This window comes from Burkholderia sp. BC1, assembly GCF_052683555.1.
On sequence record NZ_JBQYLP010000018.1, the window covers coordinates 82,005 to 99,744 of the forward strand.

General features: G+C 69.4%; 16 protein-coding genes. 7 read left to right on the plus strand and 9 right to left on the minus strand.

What is annotated here, in order from left to right:
• Positions 1-12: 12 nt before the first annotated feature.
• Together ACSHSS_RS11970 and ACSHSS_RS11975 are read right to left on the minus strand one after the other, a co-directional pair.
• Positions 13-1,002, minus strand: coding sequence for an isoaspartyl peptidase/L-asparaginase family protein (locus ACSHSS_RS11970; RefSeq protein WP_035954654.1), 990 nt, complete (start codon positions 1,000-1,002; stop codon positions 13-15).
• Positions 999-1,943, minus strand: coding sequence for a MurR/RpiR family transcriptional regulator (locus ACSHSS_RS11975; protein ID WP_445544999.1), 945 nt, complete (start codon positions 1,941-1,943; stop codon positions 999-1,001). Before ACSHSS_RS11975 ends, ACSHSS_RS11970 begins: the two co-directional genes overlap by 4 nt.
• A gap of 308 nt (positions 1,944-2,251) precedes the next feature.
• Here ACSHSS_RS11975 and ACSHSS_RS11980 point away from each other — a divergent pair, with 308 nt between their 5' ends.
• Positions 2,252-4,273 carry a BCCT family transporter gene (locus ACSHSS_RS11980; protein WP_445545000.1) on the plus strand — a complete coding sequence of 674 codons (2,022 nt, stop codon included), beginning with the start codon at positions 2,252-2,254 and terminating at the stop codon, positions 4,271-4,273.
• Positions 4,274-4,316: 43 nt separating this feature from the next.
• Positions 4,317-4,628: a hypothetical protein gene (locus tag ACSHSS_RS11985; RefSeq protein WP_006399875.1), complete on the plus strand. Its 312-nt coding sequence runs from the start codon at positions 4,317-4,319 to the stop codon at positions 4,626-4,628.
• Positions 4,629-4,718: 90 nt separating this feature from the next.
• Here ACSHSS_RS11985 and ACSHSS_RS11990 read toward each other — a convergent pair whose 3' ends face one another.
• Positions 4,719-5,573, minus strand: a complete 855-nt coding sequence (locus ACSHSS_RS11990) for a class I SAM-dependent methyltransferase (RefSeq protein ID WP_445545001.1) — start codon at positions 5,571-5,573, stop codon at positions 4,719-4,721.
• Between the two features lie 170 nt (positions 5,574-5,743).
• On the opposite strand from ACSHSS_RS11990, the gene ACSHSS_RS11995 reads away from it, so the two are divergent.
• The 3 genes from ACSHSS_RS11995 (at position 5,744) to ACSHSS_RS12005 (ending at position 9,179) form a co-directional block, all read left to right on the plus strand.
• Complete coding sequence (locus ACSHSS_RS11995) at positions 5,744-7,207, plus strand: metallophosphoesterase family protein (RefSeq protein WP_445545002.1); 1,464 nt, start codon at positions 5,744-5,746, stop codon at positions 7,205-7,207.
• Positions 7,204-8,805: a cytochrome-c peroxidase gene (locus ACSHSS_RS12000; RefSeq protein WP_445545015.1), complete on the plus strand. Its 1,602-nt coding sequence runs from the start codon at positions 7,204-7,206 to the stop codon at positions 8,803-8,805. The genes ACSHSS_RS11995 and ACSHSS_RS12000 overlap by 4 nt, the downstream gene beginning before the upstream one ends.
• Positions 8,806-8,903: 98 nt before the next feature.
• Complete coding sequence (locus ACSHSS_RS12005; protein WP_012217152.1) at positions 8,904-9,179, plus strand: hypothetical protein; 276 nt, start codon at positions 8,904-8,906, stop codon at positions 9,177-9,179.
• Positions 9,180-9,232: 53 nt separating this feature from the next.
• On the opposite strand, the gene ACSHSS_RS12010 is transcribed toward ACSHSS_RS12005, so the two are convergent.
• Positions 9,233-10,717 carry an aminotransferase-like domain-containing protein gene (locus ACSHSS_RS12010; protein ID WP_445545003.1) on the minus strand — a complete coding sequence of 495 codons (1,485 nt, stop codon included), beginning with the start codon at positions 10,715-10,717 and terminating at the stop codon, positions 9,233-9,235.
• A gap of 202 nt (positions 10,718-10,919) precedes the next feature.
• Here ACSHSS_RS12010 and ACSHSS_RS12015 point away from each other — a divergent pair, with 202 nt between their 5' ends.
• Complete coding sequence (locus ACSHSS_RS12015) at positions 10,920-11,270, plus strand: hypothetical protein (RefSeq protein ID WP_445545004.1); 351 nt, start codon at positions 10,920-10,922, stop codon at positions 11,268-11,270.
• A gap of 148 nt (positions 11,271-11,418) precedes the next feature.
• Here ACSHSS_RS12015 and ACSHSS_RS12020 read toward each other — a convergent pair whose 3' ends face one another.
• The 5 genes from ACSHSS_RS12020 to gtdA form a co-directional block, all read right to left on the minus strand.
• Positions 11,419-12,780, minus strand: coding sequence for an MFS transporter (locus tag ACSHSS_RS12020; RefSeq protein WP_445545005.1), 1,362 nt, complete (start codon positions 12,778-12,780; stop codon positions 11,419-11,421).
• Between the two features lie 59 nt (positions 12,781-12,839).
• Positions 12,840-14,048 (minus strand): 3-hydroxybenzoate 6-monooxygenase, encoded by a 1,209-nt coding sequence (locus ACSHSS_RS12025; RefSeq protein ID WP_012217156.1) that lies wholly within the window; start codon positions 14,046-14,048, stop codon positions 12,840-12,842.
• An 18-nt stretch (positions 14,049-14,066) separates the two neighbouring features.
• Complete coding sequence (gene maiA / locus ACSHSS_RS12030) at positions 14,067-14,708, minus strand: maleylacetoacetate isomerase (RefSeq protein WP_012217157.1); 642 nt, start codon at positions 14,706-14,708, stop codon at positions 14,067-14,069.
• Between the two features lie 24 nt (positions 14,709-14,732).
• Complete coding sequence (locus tag ACSHSS_RS12035) at positions 14,733-15,431, minus strand: fumarylacetoacetate hydrolase family protein (protein ID WP_048803732.1); 699 nt, start codon at positions 15,429-15,431, stop codon at positions 14,733-14,735.
• A 119-nt stretch (positions 15,432-15,550) separates the two neighbouring features.
• Positions 15,551-16,597 carry a gentisate 1,2-dioxygenase gene (gene gtdA, locus ACSHSS_RS12040; RefSeq protein ID WP_088927020.1) on the minus strand — a complete coding sequence of 349 codons (1,047 nt, stop codon included), beginning with the start codon at positions 16,595-16,597 and terminating at the stop codon, positions 15,551-15,553.
• Positions 16,598-16,762: 165 nt separating this feature from the next.
• Between gtdA and ACSHSS_RS12045 the strand changes: the two genes are divergently transcribed.
• Positions 16,763-17,707: a LysR substrate-binding domain-containing protein gene (locus ACSHSS_RS12045; protein WP_006403781.1), complete on the plus strand. Its 945-nt coding sequence runs from the start codon at positions 16,763-16,765 to the stop codon at positions 17,705-17,707.
• Positions 17,708-17,740: the final 33 nt, after the last annotated feature.

Consider the following 17,740-nt stretch of genomic DNA (forward strand, 5'->3'; position numbering starts at 1 on the left):
AACACGGCGGCATCAGCTCGCATCGTCGTCGCGATAGATGCCGACGACGGGCGCCGCGCCGACGCGCGCATGACCGCGATACATCCCTTCGGTGTTGAACGGCATCGCGACGTTGCCGAACGCGTCGACCGCGATGATGCCGCCGCGGCCCGCGATCCGCGGCAGCTGGTTCATCACGACGTCGTGCGCGGCCTGCGCGAGCGTCGCGCCGCGATAGGCGATCTGCGCCGCCACGTCGTGCGCGGCCGCGAGCCGGATGAACATCTCGCCGGTGCCCGTCGCGGACACCGCGCAGGTCGCGTCGTCCGCGTAGCAGCCCGCGCCGATGATCGGCGAGTCGCCCACGCGTCCCGGCTGCTTGTTCGTGATGCCGCCGGTCGAGGTCGCCGCGGCGACATGCCCGTGCAGATCGCGCGCGACCGCGCCGACCGTGCCGTGCTTGCGGTCCGGATCGAGCGGCTCCGCGCGGCGCGGCGCGCCGAACGCGAACGTCGCCGCATCGTGGTCGAGCATCATGCCGGCCGCCGCGCGTGCGTTGAGCCACTGCGCATGACGCGCGTCGGTATCGAAGTAGCCCGGCTCGACGAGTTCGAGCCCCTGCGCGGCCGCGAATGCATCGGCGCCCGCGCCGGCAAACAGCACGTGCTCGCTCGCTTCCATCACGCGCCGCGCGGCGAGTACCGGGTTGCGCACGCGCGTCGCGCAGCAGATTGCGCCGGCCGCTCGCGTCGCGCCGTCCATGATCGCCGCATCGAGTTCGTGCTTGCCTTCGGCCGTATAGACTGCGCCGCGTCCCGCATTGAACAGCGGACAGTCTTCGAGCATGCGCACGGCGACCGTCACCGCGTCGAGCGCACTGCCGCCCTCGGCCAGCACTGCCTGCGCGGCCTGCAGGATCGCAGTCAGCTCCGCGCGGTACTGCCGTTCGGTGTCGGTGTCCATTGCATCGCGCAGGATCGTGCCTGCGCCGCCGTGAATCGCGACGATCGCGGGTGAAGTCATGATGGGTCCGGGCGGGGAAAGGAAAGGTTCGGAGCGGGAACGGCCGCTGGCGGCTGCAAGAGCCACGGCAGCACGAATTCGGTCATCTCGGCCGCGGATTTCGCGGAACGGTGCGTGCGCAGCGCGACCGCGTCGATCAGCGCTTCGATCGTCGCCAGCACGGCCGCCTCGGACGTCGCCGCGAAGCGCCGCTCGGCCTTCACGTACAGACTCAGCGAGGCGATCGGCGCGAGCGGCGATTCGCGGCCGTCGGTGATCGCGAGCACGCGTGCGCCGCGCGCAGCCGCCCGCGTGGCGAGCTCGACCGTGTCCTTCACGTAGCGCGGAAACGCGAGCGCGATCACGAGGTCGCGCGCATCGGCCGTGTAGAGGCGCCGCGCCGCATGCGACGGGCCGCCGAGCAGCGCGAGCGACTGCACGTTGTCGTGACACACCGAGAGCCCGTGTTCCATCAGCCCCGCGAGAAACGCGCTCGATCCGGCGCCGAGAATCAGCACGCGCCGTGCGCCGACGATCGCCTCGACGGCGGCCTCGACGTCGGCGGCGTTCAGCTGCGCGCGCGTGTTCTCGATATTGGCGACCGCCTGATCGAACACCGTGTCGATCCAGGCGCTGCCGCGCACGCCGGGCTCCTGCTCCTGCGCGGAGCGCAACCGTTCGACCGGCGCGAGCGTCGCCTCGAAACCGCGCACGAGCGCCGCGCGCATCGCCGGATAGCCGTCGAAGCCGAGCGCCTTCGCGAAGCGGTTCGCGGTCGCGATCGACGCGTTCACCGCAAGGGCGAGCTCGTCGATCCGCATCGTCGCCGCGCGAAACGGATTCGCCAGCACGAACTCGCCCATGCGCCGGTGGATCGGCGTCATCGACGGCATCGCGGCCGCAATGCGCTCGGCGATCGCGGGTTCGTCGGCACCGACATCGGGAGGAACGGAAAGCGTCATGGACGGAAGGCCGCAACGAAGATGTAAATCAATTTACACAATCCGCAAGGCGGAAAAAATAAACTTTCATCAGGGTTGTCACGCGGGTGCGCGCTCGCCGCGCCGGCCCGTCGACGTCGCGCGCGCGTCATGCGGGTTTTCCCTTATTCGCCGAATACCTTACAATTCGTCAGCTTGATTTTGCTGCACGACCCTTTCTGCAGTCCCGACACCGGGGTACATTCGATGCACGCCGCATCAGGGTCCGGCGCGCGATGCGCGGCCGGGGCGGCGTCGCGCTTCGTTGCACCCGCTACTGGATGCCCGCCATGCCCGATTCCCGTTCCTCGCCACGTACGACGTTCAAGCCGCAGGTCGTGCTGCCGTCGCTCGCGCTGATCGGCGCGTTGCTCGTCGTCTGTGCGCTGCTGCCCGACGAGGCCGGCGCGCTGTTCAGCGCCGGTCAGCAATGGGTCGTCGCGCGCTTCGACTGGTTCTATGTGCTGGCCGTCACGGCGTTTCTCGTGTTCCTCGTGCTGATCGCGGCCAGCGATTTCGGCAACATCCGCCTCGGCCCCGACGATGCGGAGCCCGAATTCAGCTTCGTCTCGTGGACGGCGATGCTGTTCGCGGCCGGCATGGGTATCGGCCTGATGTACTTCGGCGTCGGCGAGCCGATGCAGCACTTCCTGAAGCCGCCGACCGTCGAGCCCGCTTCGCCCGGCGCCGCGCGCGAAGCGATGCTGATGACGTTCTTTCACTGGGGCTTTCATGCGTGGGCGATCTACGGGCTGATGGGCCTGGTGCTCGCGTACTTCGGCTTTCGCTACAACCTGCCGCTCACGCTGCGCTCGGGGCTCTATCCGGTGCTGCGCGAGCGCGTGAACGGCTGGATCGGCCACGCGGTCGACGCGTTCGCGCTGGTCGGTACGGTCGCCGGCATTGCGACGACGCTCGGCTACGGCGTGATGCAGATCAGCGCCGGGCTGCATACGGTGGCCGGCTGGGACACCGGCGGCAACGCGTTTCGCGTCGGACTCGTCGCGCTGGTCGTGATCCTCGCGGGCCTGTCGGCGGCGAGCGGTCTCGACAAGGGCGTGCGGCGCCTGTCCGAGCTGAATCTGCTGCTGGCATTCCTGCTGCTCGCGTTCGTCGCGATCGCCGGGCCGACCACGTTCCTGTTGCGCGCGCTCAGCGACAACATCGGCCAGTATCTGTCGAGCCTCGTCGACCTGTCGTTCCGGACGTATGCGTACGCGCCGCCGCGCGACGAAGGCTGGTTCGGCGGCTGGACGATTCTCTACTGGGCGTGGTGGGTGTCGTGGTCGCCGTTCGTCGGGATGTTCATCGCGCGCATTTCGCGCGGCCGCACGATCCGTCAGTTCGTGATCGGCGTGCTGCTCGTGCCGACCGCGTTCAACCTCGTCTGGATGACCGTGTTCGGCAACAGCGCGATCTGGCTCGACGCGCACGACGCGGCCGGTGCGCTCGCGCAGACGGCCACCAACGTCGACGCCCTGCTGTTCCGCTTCTTCGATTTCCTGCCGCTGTCGCAGTTGCTTTCGATCGTGGCGATCCTGCTGATCGCGGTGTTCTTCGTCACGTCGGCCGATTCCGGCGCGTTCGTGATCGATCAGATCGCGACGCGCGGCGCCGCGCGCTCGCCGGTCTGGCAACGGCTGTTCTGGGCCGCGCTGCTCGGCGTGACGGCAGCCGTGCTGCTCGTCGCCGGCGGCCTCGGCGCGCTGCAGGCGATGACGCTGATGGCCGCGTTGCCGGTGGCCATCATCATGCTCGCGTTGTGCTACGGCCTCTGGCGCGGGCTCGCCGCCGATCGCGCGCACTACTCGCAGGATGTCGCGCCCGCGACGAGCTTCTGGACCGGCCAGCACTGGCGCCATCGTCTGACGCACATCCTGCGCCAGACGACCGAGGTCGATGCGCGCCAGTTCGTCGCCGACACCGTGATGCCCGCGCTGCGCAAGGTCGCCGACGAATTGCGCGCGGGCGGCGTCGATGCGCACGTGCAGCGCGACAGCGACGATGCGGTGCGGCTCACGGTGCCGACCGCCGAGCAGCGCGATTTCGTCTACGGCGTGCGCGTGACCGCGAAAACCGCGCCGGCGTTCCTGATGCGCGAAGCGGCGGAGCCGCAGTCGGCGCGCCCGCATGTGTACGGGATCATCACGTTCTTCGAGGACGGTCGGCTCGGTTACGACATCGAATACCTGCGCGGCGACGAAGTGATCGCCGACGTGTTGCGCCAGTACGAGCGCTACGTATCGCTCGCGGCCGACAAGCGCACGCATCTGCTGAGCCGCGCGCCGGGACACGCGACGGAGTCGGAATGAACGCGCGCCCCATCCCGCCCGCGACGCATGCAGGATCCGTGCGATGAGCGGCATCCTGCACGATCGCACTGCCGACTTCGTCGCGCTCGGCACGCTCGTTCTGCTCTATCTCGGCGGCTTCGGCGTCGCGCTGTGGCGCATTCGCGCCGCTGCGACGCGCGGCAAGCTCTACTGGATCGTCTGCGTGGCGCTGCTGGCCGGCGGCGCGGTCGCGATCGCCGGCAACCTCGCGCCCGTGCCGAACAGCGGCGCGATGCCGCCGGGCTTCGCGCTCGGCGTCGAGGCGATCCTGCTCGGACTCGCGCTCGTCGCGACGGGCTGCGCGTGGCTGATGCTGCGCGCACGGCGTCGCTGATCTGCATGCGCGGTCGCGCCGGGCGGCATCGCGCACGGACGGCGCGCCCGGGATGCGCGCGGCCCCCCGCGCGGCTGCCCGCGCCGCGCCTTACGCCGCCGACGATGACGCGCGTGCGCTGACCAGCCAGCACGCCGCGTCGAAGCGCACGTCGGCGCCCTGCACGTAAGGTTCGAACGCGTTGCGGATCGTTTCGACGACGCGGCGCCGCGTCGTATCGTCCACCCGCTGCAGCGCCAGGCCGACCGGCCCCAGTCGCGCGATGTAGTCGTTCAGCGCGGATTCCGGCAACGCGCACGCGATATCGACGGGCTCGATCGCGAGGTCGGCCCAGCCGTTGTCGGATAGCACCGCTGCGATCCGCTGCCGGTCGCCGAACGCGAACTGCCCGGGCGCGCCCGGCCGTCGCGGCGGCAGGTCCGGCAGCAGCGGCGCTGCGGCCCGCTCGGCGGTCGTCATGAACGGATTCTCGAGCGCACTGCGCCACGCGACGAATCGCAATGCCGCGCCGGTGCGCGCCGCGCGCCGCAGATTCGCGAACGCGCGGACGGGATCGTCGAAAAACATCACGCCGAAACGCGACACGATCAGATCGACACTGGCGGGCACGAACGCATGCGTCTGCGCATCCGCGCACACGAAGTGCACGCACAGGCCGCTGCGCTTCGCACGCTCGTGCGCCGCGTCGATCATCCGCGCCGAAATGTCGACGCCCGTGCACTGCGCGCCCGCGCCGAGCCGCCGCGCGATTTCGAGCGTGACCGCGCCCGTCCCGCAGCCGACATCCAGCACGGCGCGCGCGGACGATGCGGCTGCGGCATCCGCGAGCAGTGTCGCGAACGGCTCGAACAGCCGGTCGAGCGACGGCTGGATGTCGACCCAGGCGCGTCCCGACGGGCCGTTCCACAGCGCCGACTGTTCTTCGTTGACGTGGTCCTGTTTCATTCGCGGCTCCCGTTGCCTGCTTCGTTGACCGTCCATCACACTGTGCTGCCTCAAGCCGGCTTGAAGTCAAGCCTGTCGCGACGCGTCCCGACACGCCCGCGTCGCGCCTTATTTTCATATTTCTTACATTTGCGCTGCGTAACGTTGGCGGCTTTCGTACGGTGCTCCCCATGCGACGACTCCTCTCTCGCGCGTTGCGCGCGCGCTGCGCGGCCCTTGCGGCCCTCGTGTCACTGTCCGCGTGTTCGAACCACATCGATGCGCCCGCCGATCCGGCCAGCGCCGCCATCAACGTGCAGGCCGCGTGGGTCGAGATCGGCGATGCGAACCAGGCGATCGCGCGCGCGATCACGACCTATCAGCCGGCATCGTCCGACGATCCGCTGTGTCCGCAGCTCATCGTCGACGGCAAGCTGTCGCGGATGACGCTGCGCGCGGGCGCCGCGACGGTGCCGCAACGCCCGACCGCGAGCGACCCGGCCGATTCGAAGCCGTCGAGTTTTCCGGTCAGCGTCTGCGAAGCGACGCTGCCGGCCGACGCGCAGACGGCCAGTGTCGCGGGCCGCACCTTGCCGCTGCCGAAAGCGCAGCCGCAGCGCATCGCGATCATCGCCGACACCGGCTGCCGGATGAAAAAGGCCGACAACGCATGGCAGGCGTGCAACGACCCGACGGTATGGCCGTTCGATACGATCGCGGCCAGCGTCGCGAAGCTGTCGCCGGATCTCGTGCTGCACGTCGGCGACTATCACTACCGCGAAAACGCGTGCCCGCCCGATATCGCGGGCTGCAAGGACAGCCCGTGGGGCTACGGCTGGGATACGTGGCAGGCCGACCTGTTCCGGCCGGCCGCGCCGCTCATGGCGAAGGCGCCGTGGGTCGTCGTGCGCGGCAACCACGAGGAATGCGCGCGCGCCGGTCAGGGCTGGTTCCGCTTCCTCGATCCGCGCCCGTACTCGGCGTCCCGCTCGTGCGACGATCCGGCCAACGACAACGACGCGAACTATTCGGAGCCTTACGCGGTATCGCTCGGCGGCGGTACGCAGGTCATCGTGTTCGATAGCGCGAAGGTGGGCCGCAACGCGCTGAAGCCGACCGACGCGCAGTTCCGCATCTATCAGAAGCAGTTCCAGACGGTGGCCGCGCTCGCATCGAAAGCCGGCATCACGACGACGATCTTCACGAACCATCATCCGATCCTCGCGTTCGCGCCGATCGCAGGCAGCACGCCCGCGCCCGGCAACCTCGCGCTGCAGTCGGTGATGTCGAGCCTCTACGCGCAGGCGTACTACCCGCCCGGCGTGCATGTCGCGCTGCACGGCCACGTGCACGATTTCCAGGCGATCAACTTCTCGTCCGGGCATCCGGCGACGATCGTGTCCGGCAACGGCGGCGACAATCTCGACGTCGCGCTGCCCGATCCGTTCCCCGCCGGGCTGACGCCCGCGCCGGGCGCCGTGATCGAACGGCTGTCGCACAACAACAGCTTCGGCTTCCTGATCATGGAGCGGCGCGCCGCGCCGGCGACGGGCTGGGTATTCCACGCGTATTCGGCGGCGGGCAAGCTGCTCGCGTCGTGCGACCAGTCGGGGACGACGCTTGCATGCGACAAGACGGGATTCATTGCACCGTGATCGACGAGGTTCGATATGCGCATCGTCCGGCACATGGGCGCGATCGGTGCGCCGCCGTGACGAAGTCGCTCACGGATTCGGAGCGAGTTTCCGCTGCGATGGCCGGCGCCGTCCCGTTCGAGACGTCGGCTCCGGCTGCCGCTTCCGCCGCTTCGGCAGACCGGGCTGCCGCGCCTGCGGGAGGCGGGACTTCCGGCCCCGCGCGCGCCCGTCGAAAACGCATGCTGCTGGCATGGGCGGCCGCGATGCTTGCCGGGCTGGCGCTTACGGCAAGCGCCGCGCCGCCTTCGGAAACGGTCCTGCTGCCCGGTGCGCCGCCGTCGCGCGTGGTCGGCGTCGTCGGCAACGGCACACCGCAGGTCGCGGGCAAGATCGACGCGGCAACTGCGCGCTTCGCGCCCGATCCCGCGCTCGTCGCGCTCGGCCGCCGGATCTTCTTCGATACGCGGCTGTCCGAGCCGCGCGGCATGTCGTGCGCGGCGTGCCACGATCCGGGCCGCGCGTTCGCGCCGACGCTGTCGGCGGCGTCGCTCGCGGGGCCCGGCGTGCCGCAAGGCAGCCGGCCCGGCCGCTTCAGCGCGCGCAACGCGCCGTCGCTGCTGTACGTGCGCTACGTGCCGCGCCGCCATTTCTATCAGGACGACGACGCGCCCGCGCCGTCTCCGTTCGGCGGCTTGTTCAGCGACGGCCGTGCCGACACGCTCGCCGAGCAGATCCGCGGCCCGCTGTTCGATCCGAACGAGATGAACAACCGTTCGCCGGCCGCGCTGCTGGGCAAGGTCGACGCGACCGATCTCGGCGCCGATCTGGCCGCCCGCTTCGGCATCTCGGTGCGGCGCGACCCCGAGCAACTCGTGCGCGCGCTCGGGACCGCCGTCGAAGCGTTTTTGCAGAGCGCCGAAATGGCGCCGTTCACATCGCGCTTCGACGCATATCTGCGCACGCGTGCGCCGCTCGCGCCGGCCGAGATGCGCGGGCTCGCGCTGTTCCGGAATCCCGACAAGGGCAACTGCATGAGCTGCCATACGCTGTCGGACACGTCGAGCCGCCCGGAGCGCTCGCTGTTCACCGACTTCGGCTACGACGCGATCGCGGTGCCGCGCAATCGCGCGCTCGCGGCGAATCGCGACCCGCGGCACTTCGACAACGGGCTGTGCGACACCGCGCGCCGGCTGCGCTGGCCGGAGCCGACGCAATGGTGCGGTTATCTGCGCACGCCGGGGCTGCGCAACGTCGCGGTGAAGCAGACGTTCATGCACAACGGCGTGTTCGCCAACTTGCGCGACGCGGTCGCGTTCTACAACACACGGTCGACCGATCCGCGCCGCTGGTATCACGGCGCGGCGACGTTCGACGACGTGCCGGCCGCGTATCGCGGCAACATCAACGTCAATTCGACGCCGATGAACCGCCGGCCGGGCACCGTGCCCGCGCTGACCGACGCCGAAATCGACGACATCGTCGCGTTCCTCGGCACGTTGACCGATGCGCGCTATGCGGGGCTCGCCGCCGCACGTAGCGGAACGGCCGCCGATGCGGCGCGCTCGGCGGCACCTGGCTCGGCCGTGCGCGCCGCTGCCGCCGCGCCGGCGCGCTGACCCTGGCCGGATAGCCAGGAGCGCGCGTGCTCGCTTGCAGTCGCCCCAAACACTGTTTATATTTACAGTACTGTATCGATGAACAGTGGAGGTGTGCGATGGAACATCTGGTCCGTATCGTCAACGACACCGACCGCCAGGTACTGGCATGGCTGCGGGCGCAGGTCGGCGATGCGCGCGTCGAGCGCGCGGCCCGTCAGCTCGGCCATACGCGCAAGCCTTACCCGTCCGCGGTGTGCCGGTATCTGGGGATGAACGCGCCGGCCACGCTGCGGCATGCGCATCGGCCGCGCGTGGCGCGCGACTTTTCCGTCGGCGATCGCTATCTGTCCCTGATTCGCGAACACCTCGCCTCACATAGCGCAGGCCGCTGATCGTGCGCGCGCCTTCCCGCTCGCGAGCCTTTCGCGCGACCGATCGCGTCCGCTCAGTCCGACGCGATCGCGTCGCGCACGAGGCGGCCAAGCGTGTCGAATGCCGCCTCCTGTGCCGCGTCGAAGGCCCGCGTGCAGCCGATCCGGATATAGGCGTCGAAGCGATTCGAGTTCGAAAAGATCGAACCGGGCGCGATCCTGATGCCTCGAGCGAGCGCGGCATCGAACAATGCGTCCGAATGCACGCCGTCGGGCAGCGCGATCCAGAGCAGCATTCCGCCCGGCGGCCGGTTCATCCGTGTACCGGCAGGGAAATGCCGCGCGATCGCATCCGCCGTTGCGTCGCGCTGTACGCGCAGTTGCTCGCGGAATCGGCGCAGATGGCGGTCGAACGCGCCCGAACCGACGAATTCGGCCGCCACCGCCTGAAGCAGCGCCGCGTTGTGACGGCTGTGCGCGAACTTCAGCATCTTCACGCGCGCATGCCAACGCCCGCCGCTCATCCAGCCGAGCCGCATCCCCGGCGCGAGTACCTTGTTGAACGACGGGCAATAGATGACGGTGCCGTCCCGGTCCCATGCCTTCACGGGCTTCACCGTGTGCGGCGCGTCGACGAGTTCGCGGTACGGCTCGTCCTCGATCACGGCCACGCCGCGGCTTGCGCACAGCGCGACGAGCGCCGCCTTGCGCTCGTCGGGCATCACGCTGCCGAGCGGGTTCTGCAGGTTCGGCACGACCACGACGGCGCGAATGTCCGGATAGGCGTTCAGCGCGACTTCGAGCGCTTCGATCGAGAGCCCCGTCGTCGGGCTCGCTGGAATTTCGAGCGCGCGCATCCCGAGGCTTTCGAGCAGTTGAAGCAGCCCGAAGAACGCCGGCGATTCGATCGCGATCGTGTCGCCCGGCTGCGCGACCGCGCGCAGCGCGAGATTGACTGCGTCGACGCCACCGCTCGTCGACATCACGTCGTCCGGCGATACCGTCACGCCGTACGACAGCGCGCGCTTCGCCATCGCGTGGCGGAACTCCGGGAGGCCGTCGATGCGCCCCGCGTCGGTCAGCAGCGTGGGCTTGCGCCGCAGCAGCCGGATCGCGAGCGCCTGCAGACGTTCGGCCGGATACAGCGACGCGGCGGCGGACGCGCCGCCGAGGTTCAGCGCATCGGTCGCCGTGTGGCCGCGGTCGATCACGCGCGACACGCGTTCGTGCAGCCCCGCGAACGGCGGCGCGATGGCGAGCGGCGCCGCATCGCCTTCGGGCAGCGCGTCGAGCACCGGCGATGCGCGGCGGCGCACGAAATACCCGGACCGCGGCCTTGCCTCGCACCAGCCCGAATCCTCGAGCCGCCGGAACGTCTGGATCGCCGTCGACAGGCTCACGCCGTGCTGCGCCATGAACGTGCGCACGGACGGCATCCGGTCGCCGGGCGACAGCGTGCCGGCCGCGATGATGCGGCGGTAATGCTCGGCGAGCCGTTCGTACAACGGCTCGCCGTCCATCGGCAAGGCTTCTCGGGCGATGTCGGCAAAGGGTGTCATGCGAGCGATCGTGCCGGCCGCGCGCAGTGCGCGCCAGATACAGATGCGAGGTAAACCCGCCGATACAGCGCGCAAAAATCGCGGCCTGCACCGCAACAGATTCGCGCCGGCTGAATCTGTTGCGCTTGCGCCCGTTTCCCTAACCTGAGTGCACGCTGTCGCCCCGCCGTCGCGGGGCTGCATTACCGGGAAAGGACTCGCGATGCAAACGCAAGACATCCGGCTCGACGCCGGGCAAAGCCACTTTGCGTGGCTCGACAAGGGCTGTCGGTTGATCGTGCTGGACGGCGCGCTTGCCGTCACGTGGCGGGACCGCACGCTCGACTGGTTGCCGGACGCGCCGCTGGCAGTCCGGCGCGTGCTGACCGAAGGCGAATGTCTGACGATGGACACGTCGGGTCACGTTGCACTCGCGGCCGGCACCGGCACAGGCGTACGCGTGACGATCGCGGCGGCCGCCGATCGATACGGCTGGCGCGACCGGCTGCGGGCGTGGTTGAGCCGGCTGCCCGCCCGGCTCTCCGCATCGGCGCGCGCGCACGAGGGGTCTTGACGCTACGGTTCGTCGTCTGTCCGCGGCCCCGCCCCTATGCCGGATCGCGGCCCGCACCATGACGCCGATATAACCCGGGACGCCGGCATCGACCGCTGCCGAAACGTCCCGCCGCGTCATTCCCATCTCGCAATCGCCCCGCGCCCGATCACACGTTCTCCCCCGCGATCGCGTCCGCGCCGGCCTCGCGCGGCGCGCCGCCGCGCACCGCGCCGAGTACGAGGACAGCAAGCCCGGCAACTACACAGGGCACCGCGACCAAGGCAAACGCCGTACGCAACGACAACCCCGCCGCCAGCATCGCGCCGCCCGCCATCGAACCGACCACCGACCCGCCGCGCCCGATCCCGTTGGCCCAGCTGACGCCCGTCGTCCGGCAGTCGGTCGGATAGAACGCAGCCGACAACGCATTCGCCCCCACCTGCGAGCCCGACACGCAGAAGCCGGCCGCGAACACCGCCAGGGCCGCGCCGGCCGGCGACGCGGCACACAGGCCGATCGCCGCGACGAATACGCCGGCCGCCACATAGCTGCAGGCGAGCACGCGATGCGGATCGAAGCGGTCCATCAGCCAGCCGAGCACGATCGCACCGAGCGTACCGCCGATCTGAAACATCGCGGTCACGCGCGCGGCGGTCTGCAGCGTCGTGCCGGTCGTGCGCAGCAGCGTCGGCAGCCAGCTCGACAGCAGGTAGATCACGAGCAGACTCATGAAGAACGCGAGCCACAGCAGCAGCGTACCGCGCAGCAGATCCGGCCCGAACAGCCGCCCGAGCGGCGACGCCGCCGGCTTGCCGCGCGGCGCGACGAACGACGCGCGCGCGAGATGCGGATCCGGCGCGATGCGCGTCAGCAGCGCCGCGATCCGCTCGCGCGCCGCGCCGCTGTTCACCAGATAGCGCACCGATTCCGGCAGCCGCCATGCGAGCACCGGCAGCAACAGCAGCGGCGCGACACCGCCGACGACGAGCACCGCGCGCCAGCCGTCGCGTTCGATCAGCGATGCGGCGACGAGGCCGCCGAGCGCCGAGCCGATCGTGAAGCCGCAGAACATCGTCGTCACGAGCAGCGAGCGGCGTCGCGCCGGACAGTATTCGGACGTCAGCGTGATCGCATTCGGCATTGCACCGCCAAGCCCGAGCCCCGTCACGAAGCGCCACGCGATCAGTTCCGTGACACCGCCCGCACTCGCCGACGCGGCGCTCGCGACACCGAAGCATGCGACGCAGGCGAGCAGCAGCCGCTTGCGCCCGAACCGGTCGCCGAACGGCCCGAACGCCAGCGCGCCGGCCATCAGCCCGGCGAGCCCCGCGCCGAACACCGGCGCCAGCTGCGCGGGCGACAGTTGCCATTCCGCCCGAATCACGGGCGCGACGAATCCGATCGACGCGGTGTCGAACCCGTCGATCGCGACGATGAGAAAGCACAGCACGACGATCGCGATCTGAAACGGCGACACGCGTCGCCGGTCGATCCATTCGCTGACGTCGACGGACAGCGTGGTATTCATGATGATGTCTCCTCCAGGAACGCGCGCGGCTCGGCCGGCGCGCGGGGGCGTCGTGCGCGTTACGCGACCGGCTTCAGGCAGTCCTCGGCGCGCCATCCATGCAGCCACTCGAGCGCGTCGTAGAACTGCGACTGCGTGCGTCCGACCCACAGCGCATTGCGCACCTGCCGCTCGACGCCCTTCGCGTGATAGATGCGCCCCATTTCGCGCGCGGAATACAGCACGCGCGCGGTACGCGGAATCCGCACGCGTTCGTACAGCGCGAAAGCGGCCTCGAAATCGCCGTCGGTCTGCGCGACGGCCGCGCCGAGCGTGACCGCATCCTCGAGCGCCTGACAGGCGCCCTGCGCGATGTACTGCGTCATCGGATGCGCGGCGTCGCCGAGCACCGTCGCGCGGCCCGCGCTCCAGCGCTCGACCGGATCGCGGTCGGCCGTCGCCCAGCGCTTCCACGACGTCGGCCGATCGAGCATCTGCCTGGGCAGCGGATGAATGCCCTCGAAATACGACAGCACTTCCTCCTTGCTGCCGTCGCGCACGCCCCAGGTTTCCTGCTCGCGGCTGTGGAACGTGACGACGAGGTTGTACTGGCGGCCCCCACGCAACGGATAGTGGACGAGATGGCAATGCGGGCCGGCCCATACGACCGGCGCATTGATCTGCAGATCGGCCGGCATGTTCTCGACGTCGACGACCGCGCGGTACACCACGTGCCCCGTCACGCGATGCGCGTCGCCGATCAGCGCGTGGCGAATTGCCGATTTCACGCCGTCGCAGCCGATCACCGCCTCGGCGCGATAGCGTTCGCCGTGCTGATCGATTACGGTCACGCCGTTGCCGTCCTGTTCGAAGCCGCACACCTGCGTGCTGGTGCGAAACTCGATCAGCGGATGATTCCTGACCGCCTCGTAGATCGACAGATGGATGTCCGCGCGATGAATCACCGCATACGGATTGCCGAACCGCGCGCGATACGCGGCGCCCGTATCGATGCGCGCGACCTCGTGCGCATCGACCGCATCCATCAGCTGCAGCCAGTCGGTAAACACCGCGCGGCTACGCGCCGCCTCGCCGACGCCGAGCGCGTCGAGCGCATTGAACGCGTTCGCGGCGAGCTGGATGCCCGCCCCGATTTCGCCGATCTGCGCGGCCTGTTCGAGCAGCTTCACGCGGATGCCCTGGCGCGCGAGCGCGAGCGCCGTCGCGAGCCCGCCGATGCCGCCGCCGATCACGAGCACGCGGCGGCCCTTGTCTCCTGCCTGATTCATGTCTGTCTCCCCATCGCCTCAGGCGACGTAATCCGGTTGCCGCTGCGGCTGCGCGGCCACGAAGGCCGGCTCGCGCTGCGCGTGTTCGTACACCGCGAGGCTGCGCGGAAACGCGCGCAGATCGCAGTCCATCCGCAGCGCGTTCGCGACTTGCGGGACGAGACACACGTCGGCCAGCGTCGGCGCATCGCCGAAGCACCACGGCCCCGTGTCGGCGCGCGCGAGCAGGCGCTCGACGCCCGCCATCCCTTCGGCGATCCAGTGCCGGTACCACGCCGTCTTCTGCTGCGGCGTCACGTTGAGCTCGCCGTCGAGATAGCGCAGCACGCGCAGGTTGTTCACCGGATGGATGTCGCACGCGATCAGCAGCGCGAGCTCGAGCACGCGCGCACGCTGTCGCGGATCGACCGGAATCAGTCGCGGCTGCGGATGCGTCGCGTCGAGATAGTCGATGATCGCGAGCGACTGACCGAGGCGGAAATCGCCGTCGACGAGCGCGGGCACCGACGCGGAAGGATTGACGTCGTCGACGTAGTGCGCGTCGCGATGCGCGCCGATGCGGATGTTCACCGGCAGCGTGTCGTACGGCAGCCCTTTCAGCGCAAGCGCGATGCGCACCCGATAGGACGTCGAACTGTTGAAGAAGCTATGCAGTTGCACGATGGGACCTTTCGAAAACGGGCGTCAGACGACGCGCACGGTGAGTTCGCCGAGCCGCTCGACCCCGACCTTCATCTCGTCGCCGCGCGCGACCGCGCCGACGCCTTCCGGCGTGCCGGTAAAGATCACGTCGCCCGGTTCGAGGCGGAAGAACTTCGACAGGTCCGCGACCGTCTCCGCGACCGACCAGATCAGGTGCGACACGTCGCTCTGCTGCTTCGTCGCACCGTTGACGGTCAGCCACAGGCCGCCCTGCTCGAAATGGCCGACTTCGCTGGCCCGATGCACCGGGCCGATCGGCGCCGACCGGTCGAACGCCTTGCCGATTTCCCACGGGCGGCCCATCTCGCGCATCTTCATCTGCAGGTCGCGGCGCGTCATGTCGAGGCCGACGGCATAGCCCCACACGTGGTCGAGCGCGCTGTCGAGCGGAATGTCGGCCCCGCCCTTGCCGATCACCGCGACGAGTTCGGCTTCGTAGTGATAGTTCTGCGTCTGCGACGGATACGCGAGTTCGAGCGTTTCGCCGTATGCGACCGGCACGACGGCGTCGGCCGGCTTGCAGAAGAAGAACGGCGGCTCGCGGTCGGGATCGAAGCCCATCTCGCGCGCATGGGCGGCATAGTTGCGGCCGACGCAGTAGACGCGGCGCACCGGAAAACGGGCATCGCTGCCGGCGACAGGAAGTGCGACCGGGGCTTCGGGCGGGAAAACGAAAGTCATGATCGGGACGGCTCCAGCTTGAACAACGAGTGAGGGGTACGCGCCGCTTGCGCGGCGCACGAAACGAATCGAAACGAATCGAAACGAATCGACTGACCGCGAGGCGGCAGCCGGCGCCGTCAGTCGCGCGCTTCGCGCAGCAGGTTCAGCGCGGACAGCACGGGCCGGTCGGAATAGCTGAACAGCACGCTGTCGGACGATGCCGACAGCCGCACCGGCACCCACGACGGCACGACGAAGATGTCGTGCGGCTCGAACGCGAACGCGTCGCCGCCGATATGCGCGGTGCCGCTGCCTTCGACGACGCAGTAGATCGTCGCGTCGGTGCTGCGATAGGTGCGGCCGTCGAAGCCGGCCGGCAGAAACTGCATGAAGGTCGCGATCGTCGGCATCGGCCAGCCGCCGGTGGCCGGGTTCACGTAGCGCAGCTTCACGCCGTCCCACGCGTCGAGTTCGCCGTTCCGGTACAGCGCGTCGAGCGCCTCGCGGCTGCGCGCATACGGGTAGCTGAAGATCGGCGAGGTCGGATCGGTCACGCGATGCCGCACCGGCACCATGTTGTGGCCGTAGCGCGCGAAGCTGTCGCCTTCGGGCCGGCTGACGGGCTGCACGGCTTCCGGGTAGTTCTCCGCGAACCCCGCGTCGAGATGCGCGACGAGCGGGATGTCGAGCCCGTCGAGCCACACGACCGGCTCGCCGCCCGCTTCCGCGGACGGATTGCCGTGGTCGTGCCAGGTCCACGACGGCGTGATGATGAAGTCGCCCGGATGCATCGTCGTGCGCTCGCCGTTCACCGCGGTCCACGCACCGCGCCCTTCGACGATGAAGCGCAGCGCCGACTGCGTATGGCGATGGCTCGGCGCGATCTCGCCCGGCAGGATCAGCTGCAGGCCCGCGTACAGGTTCGGCGTCATGCTCGAGCGACCGGGCAGCCCCGGATTCTCGAGCACGAGCACGCGGCGCACGGCCTCTTCGGCGCTGATCACGTCGCCGGCCTGCATCACCAGATCGCGCACCTGCGCGTACTTCCAGATCGCGGGTCGGGCGGCCGGCTGCGGCGCCTTCGGCACGAGGCTGTGCAGCGACTCCCACAGCGGCGTCAGGCGCTGCTCGGCGATGCGCGCGTAATAGGCAGCGCGCGACGGGTCCGGATGTCGGGTCGTCATGGTGTCTCCTGGTATCGGCCGATCGCGGCATCGGCGCTCGTTCTGGGCGGCGGCCGCACGAGGCGGCCCATTGACGGATTTATATGCGACCAGCCATATCCCGTAAAATGAACAAATCATCTAATCCATATGGTTCTGGATATATCTCTCGATACGAGGCAGGCAATGGACTGGACTTATCGTCTGCGGCTGCGGCATCTGCAGGTGCTGCTGAGCCTGGCGAGCACCGGCAATCTGAGCCAGTCGGCGGCGGCGCTGGCGACCACGCAGCCGGCGTTGTCGAAGTGGCTGAAGGAACTCGAAGAGGACGTCGGGCTGCCGCTCTTCGAGCGGCATGCGCGCGGGTTGCGGCCGACGCCCTACGGCGACGCGCTGATCGAGCACGCGCGCCGCGTGGAGGCGCAGCTCGACGTCGCGCGCGACGACATGGCCGCACTGCGCGAAGGCGGCAGCGGCCTCGTGACGATCGGCACATCGGGCGTCGCGGCCGCCGACACGGTGCCGCTCGCGGTGTCGCAATTGCTGAAACGGATGCCGCGCGCGCAGGTGCGGCTCAACGAAAGCACGCTGGTGCAGCTGATGCCGCAGCTCGCGCGCGGCGAACTCGACATCGTCGTCGGCCGCACCGGCTCCGCGTCGGTCGATCCGCTGCTGCAGGTCGAAACGCTGTACGTCGATCCGGTCGTGTTCGTCGCGCGACCCGATCACCCGCTCGCCGGTGCGGCTTCGGTCGGCTGGGACGACGTGCTGTCGTACACGTGGATCGTGTGGCCGGCCGGCACGCCGGTGCACAATGCGCTGCAGGCGGCGCTATCGGCGGCCGGCCGCACGCAGCCGCCGCATTGCGTCGAGTCGAACTCGTCGCTGCTCAATCTGACGCTGCTGAACAATACGGACCTGCTCGGCGTCGCGTCGCAACGTGCCGCGCGACGCTTCGAGCAACTGAATGCGATCCGGATCCTGCCGATGCGGCTCGAAGGCCAGGGCGCGGTCGCGATGTACTGGCACCCGGACAGCGCGAACCGCGCGGCCGTCGCGGCCGCGATCGAATGTCTGCGCGCATGCGCCGCGCCGCAGATCGGCAGATGGGAGAAGGAAACGGCGGATTAGCGGCAGCGGCGCAGGCAGGCGGCATGCGCCGCG

Coding starts and splice junctions, on each gene's coding strand:
- ACSHSS_RS11970 (WP_035954654.1), bottom strand. CDS start 1,002: ATGACTTCACCCGCGATCGTCGCGATTCACGGCGGCGCAGGCACGATC.
- ACSHSS_RS11975 (WP_445544999.1), bottom strand. CDS start 1,943: ATGACGCTTTCCGTTCCTCCCGATGTCGGTGCCGACGAACCCGCGATC.
- ACSHSS_RS11980 (WP_445545000.1), top strand. CDS start 2,252: ATGCCCGATTCCCGTTCCTCGCCACGTACGACGTTCAAGCCGCAGGTC.
- ACSHSS_RS11985 (WP_006399875.1), top strand. CDS start 4,317: ATGAGCGGCATCCTGCACGATCGCACTGCCGACTTCGTCGCGCTCGGC.
- ACSHSS_RS11990 (WP_445545001.1), bottom strand. CDS start 5,573: ATGAAACAGGACCACGTCAACGAAGAACAGTCGGCGCTGTGGAACGGC.
- ACSHSS_RS11995 (WP_445545002.1), top strand. CDS start 5,744: ATGCGACGACTCCTCTCTCGCGCGTTGCGCGCGCGCTGCGCGGCCCTT.
- ACSHSS_RS12005 (WP_012217152.1), top strand. CDS start 8,904: ATGGAACATCTGGTCCGTATCGTCAACGACACCGACCGCCAGGTACTG.
- ACSHSS_RS12010 (WP_445545003.1), bottom strand. CDS start 10,717: ATGACACCCTTTGCCGACATCGCCCGAGAAGCCTTGCCGATGGACGGC.
- ACSHSS_RS12015 (WP_445545004.1), top strand. CDS start 10,920: ATGCAAACGCAAGACATCCGGCTCGACGCCGGGCAAAGCCACTTTGCG.
- ACSHSS_RS12020 (WP_445545005.1), bottom strand. CDS start 12,780: ATGAATACCACGCTGTCCGTCGACGTCAGCGAATGGATCGACCGGCGA.
- ACSHSS_RS12025 (WP_012217156.1), bottom strand. CDS start 14,048: ATGAATCAGGCAGGAGACAAGGGCCGCCGCGTGCTCGTGATCGGCGGC.
- ACSHSS_RS12035 (WP_048803732.1), bottom strand. CDS start 15,431: ATGACTTTCGTTTTCCCGCCCGAAGCCCCGGTCGCACTTCCTGTCGCC.
- gtdA (WP_088927020.1), bottom strand. CDS start 16,597: ATGACGACCCGACATCCGGACCCGTCGCGCGCTGCCTATTACGCGCGC.
- ACSHSS_RS12045 (WP_006403781.1), top strand. CDS start 16,763: ATGGACTGGACTTATCGTCTGCGGCTGCGGCATCTGCAGGTGCTGCTG.